The 3,922-nt window shown below is 72.2% G+C and carries 3 protein-coding genes; 2 read left to right on the top strand and 1 reads right to left on the bottom strand.

All coding sequences use genetic code 11. The features are described from left to right. Nucleotides 1–2,576, bottom strand: a 2,576-nt coding sequence (aceE, locus tag VER05_RS15775) for a pyruvate dehydrogenase (acetyl-transferring), homodimeric type (RefSeq protein ID WP_324846267.1), incomplete at its 3' end; no start/stop codon positions are given. Nucleotides 2,577–3,054: 478 nt separating this feature from the next. Here aceE and VER05_RS15770 point away from each other — a divergent pair. Continuing rightward, nucleotides 3,055–3,474 (top strand): DUF3052 domain-containing protein, encoded by a 420-nt coding sequence (locus tag VER05_RS15770; protein WP_324846266.1) that lies wholly within the window; start codon nt 3,055–3,057, stop codon nt 3,472–3,474. A 10-nt stretch (nt 3,475–3,484) separates the two neighbouring features. Continuing rightward, nucleotides 3,485–3,922, top strand: a 438-nt coding sequence (locus tag VER05_RS15765; RefSeq protein WP_324846265.1) for a redoxin domain-containing protein, incomplete at its 3' end; no start/stop codon positions are given.

The following is a 3,922-nucleotide window of genomic DNA, read 5'->3' as shown; positions in this document are numbered from 1 at the left end:
GCGGCGGCGCGGGTGTCGGAGAACCCGAACCCGTCGGCTCCGAGCGTGGCGTACCGGCCCGGGATCCACTCGCGCACCTGGTCGGCCACGAGGTGGTCGTAGTCGGTCGTCGCGACGAACGGCCCCTCGGCGCCCTGGAGCTTGGCGGTCAGGTACGGGACCCGCTCCTCCTCGCCCGGGTTGAGGAACGCGTGCTGGTCGGCGGCCAGCGCCTCGCGGCGCAGCTCGTTCCAGGACGTCACGGACCACACCGCGGCGTGCACGCCCCAGTCGTCGGCGAGCAGCTGCTTCGCCTCGAGCGCCCACGGCACGGCCACGCCGGACGCGAGGATCTGGGCCTTCGGCCCGTCGCCCTCGGCCGGGGACAGCAGGTGGATGCCCTTGAGGATGCCCTCGACGTCGACGTCCTCCGGCTCGGCCGGCTGGACGATCGGCTCGTTGTAGACCGTGAGGTAGTAGATGACGTCGGGGTCGCGGCCGTCCTCGCCGAACATCCGCTGGATGCCGTCGCGGACGATGTGCCGGATCTCGTAGCCGTACGCCGGGTCGTAGTGCACGACGTGCGGCATGGTGCCGGCCAGCAGCGGCGAGTGGCCGTCCGCGTGCTGCAGGCCCTCGCCGGTCAGCGTGGTGCGGCCGGCGGTGGCGCCGATGAGGAACCCGCGGGTCATCTGGTCGCCGGCCGCCCAGAACTGGTCGGCCGTCCGCTGGAACCCGAACATCGAGTAGTAGAAGTAGAACGGGATCAGCGCCTCGCCGTGGGTGGCGTACGACGTGCCCACCGACTGGAACGCGGCCGCGGAACCGGCCTCGTTGATGCCGGTGTGCATGATCTGGCCGGACTCGGACTCCTTGTAGGAGAGCATGAGGTCGCGGTCGACGGCGAGGTAGTTCTGGCCGTTCGTGTTGAAGATCTTCGCGCTCGGGAAGATCGAGTCCAGGCCGAACGTGCGGGCCTCGTCGGGGATGATCGGGACCAGGCGCCTGCCCAGCTCCTTGTCCTTCACGAGGTCCTTGAACAGCCGCACGAGCGCCATCGTCGTGGCGACCTCCTGCGTGCCGGAGCCCTTCTTCAGCAGCTCGTAGGCCTTGTCGCCCGGCAGCGTCAGCGGCTTGTGCGTCGAGCGGCGCTCGGGCACGTAGCCACCCAGCTGGCGGCGGCGCTCCTGCAGGTACTGGATCGCCGGGTCGTCCTGGCCGGGGTGGTAGTACGGCGGCAGGTACGGGTTTTCGTCGATCTGCTCGTCCGAGATCGGGATGGAGAGCGAGTCGCGCAGGGCCTTGAGCTCGGCGCCCTTGAGCTTCTTCATCTGGTGCGTGGCGTTGCGCCCGGCGAAGCCGGAGCCCAGGCCGTAGCCCTTAACGGTGTGCGCCAGGATGACGGTCGGCTGCCCGGTGTGCTCCCGCGCGGCCTTGTAGGCGGCGTAGATCTTCCGGTAGTCGTGGCCGCCGCGCTTGAGCGCCCAGATCTCGTCGTCGGTCATCTTCTCGACGAGCTGCTTGGTGCGCGGGTCGCGCCCGAAGAAGTGCTCGCGGATGAACGCGCCGTTCTCCGCGCGGTACGTCTGGTAGTCGCCGTCCGGCGTCTCGTTCATGAGGTGGACGAGCGCGCGGTCCTTGTCGGCGTTGAGCAGGGCGTCCCACTCGCGGCCCCACACGACCTTGATGACGTTCCAGCCGGCGCCGCGGAACTGCGCCTCGAGCTCCTGGATGATCTTGCCGTTGCCGCGGACCGGGCCGTCGAGGCGCTGCAGGTTGCAGTTCACCACGAAGGTCAGGTTGTCGAGGCCCTGCTGGGCGGCGTGCTGCAGCATGCCGCGCGACTCGGGCTCGTCCATCTCGCCGTCGCCGAGGAACGCCCAGACGTCCTGCTGGCTGGTGTCCTTGATGCCGCGCAGGTGCAGGTACTTGTTGGTCCAGGCCTGGTAGATCGCCGAGGCCGGGCCGAGGCCCATCGAGACCGTCGGGAACTCCCAGAAGTCCTGCATCAGCCGCGGGTGCGGGTAGGACGGCAGGCCGCCGCCCGGGTGCGACACCTCCTGGCGGAACCCGTCGAGCTGGTGCTCGTCCAGGCGGCCCTCGAGGAACGCGCGGGCGTAGACGCCGGGGGAGGCGTGGCCCTGGAAGTAGATCTGGTCGCCGCCGCCCGGGTGGTCCTTGCCGCGGAAGAAGTGGTTGAGGCCCACCTCGTACAGCGTCGCGACGGACGCGTACGACGAGATGTGGCCGCCGACGCCCACGCCGGGGTGCTGCGCGCGGGTCACCATGACCGCGGCGTTCCACCGGTTCCACGAGCGGTACCGGCGCTCCAGGACCTCGTCGCCCGGGAAGTACGGCTCCTCGTGCACGCCGATGGTGTTGACGTACGGCGTGTTCAGCTCGGCCGGTACCGCCACGTTCCGCTCACGCGCGCGCTTGAGCATGCTCAGCAGCACGTAGCGGGCCCGGGGGCCGCCCTTGTCGTCGATGAGCCCGTCGATGGACTCGACCCACTCGGAGGTCTCCTCGGGGTCCACGTCCGGGACCTGGCTCAGCAGGCCGTTGATGAGCGGTCCGCGCTCGTCCTTCGAAGCCACCAGTGCTCCTCGCCTCTCCACGCGGGGGGGCCGGTCGGCCCCGGTGCGCATCTCGGCCCGCCGGCGTGCGCGCCGGTTTCGGTGCGCGCCGCCGCCGGGCGGGTAGTAGGACCATTGTCCGCCGTCCGGACACCGAAAGTCTCCCAGTCCGCCACTCGGGATGCGTGACGTCCGTGACAATCGGCCCCTGAGGGGGTGGCCCGGGTCACGTCCGGGCACGTCACGGGCCCTTTCCGGGGCGCGCGCGGGCCCGGGCGAGCCGGCCGGGGCGGCGGCGCGGGGCGCGACCTGGTCGGGGCGTCCGGTCCCGGCGCGTCCCGAGGGCCGGACGCGCAGGTCCACGGCGTGCGACATGCCCGGCGCCACGACACGGCTTGCCACGCGCACGTGGGGTGCGGTGGGCTACCGTTCGGTGATCATCGAACAGGTGGTGCCCGGGACCCACCGGGCGCTCCCGACGGAAGGAACAGGTCAGGACGTGGCATCCAGCACCGGCGACGCCCCCGCAGGGGCGGGCCGTCTCGGGTTCACCTCGGGCCAGGTGGTCCAGGAGTTCGGTTACGACGACGACGTCGACAGCGACCTGCGCGCCGGGCTGGAGGGCATCACCGGCACCGAGCTCGTCGACGAGGACTACGACGACGTCGTGGACGGCGTGGTCATCTGGTTCCGCGACGAGGACGGCGACCTGGCCGACACCCTCATGGACGCGATGACCGTGCTGGACGACGGCGGCCAGATGTGGGTGCTGACCCCCAAGCCGGGCCGCGACGGCCACGTCGGGCACGACGACATCGAGGAGGCCGCGACGACGGCCGGCCTGCACGCGACGAGCACGTTCTCGATCGCGGGCGACTGGTCCGCGACGCGCCTCGGCAGCCGCGGCCGCGGGCGCTGAGCCCCCGGTCGTGAGCGCCGCCGCCGGGCCGCCGGTCGTCGGCGCCGCCGCGCCGGTGCTCGCGCTGCCGGACGCGCACGGCGCGTCGGTCACCGTCGGCGGCCCCGCGGACGCCCCGGTGCTGCTCGTGTTCGTGCCGTTCGCGTTCTCGCGGGTGTGCACGGCCGAGCTCACCGAGCTGCAGGCGCACCTGCCGGAGCTCGCGGACGCGGGCGTGGCGGTCCGGGCCGTGTCCTGCGACCCGGGGCCCGCGCTGCGCGCCTGGGCGGAGCAGGACGGGTACGCGTTCCCGCTGCTGTCGGACTTCTGGCCGCACGGGGCCGCGGCGCGCGCCTACGGCGTGTTCGACGAGGTCGACGGGTACGCCCGGCGCGGGTCGTTCCTGCTGGACGCCGGCGGCGCGCTGCGGTGGTCGACGGTGTCCGCCGCGGGGGTCGCGCGGCCGTTC

Source organism: Cellulomonas sp. (assembly GCF_035634735.1).
Taxonomy (GTDB): domain Bacteria; phylum Actinomycetota; class Actinomycetes; order Actinomycetales; family Cellulomonadaceae; genus Cellulomonas.
This window is presented reverse-complemented; position numbering and strand designations above follow the sequence as displayed.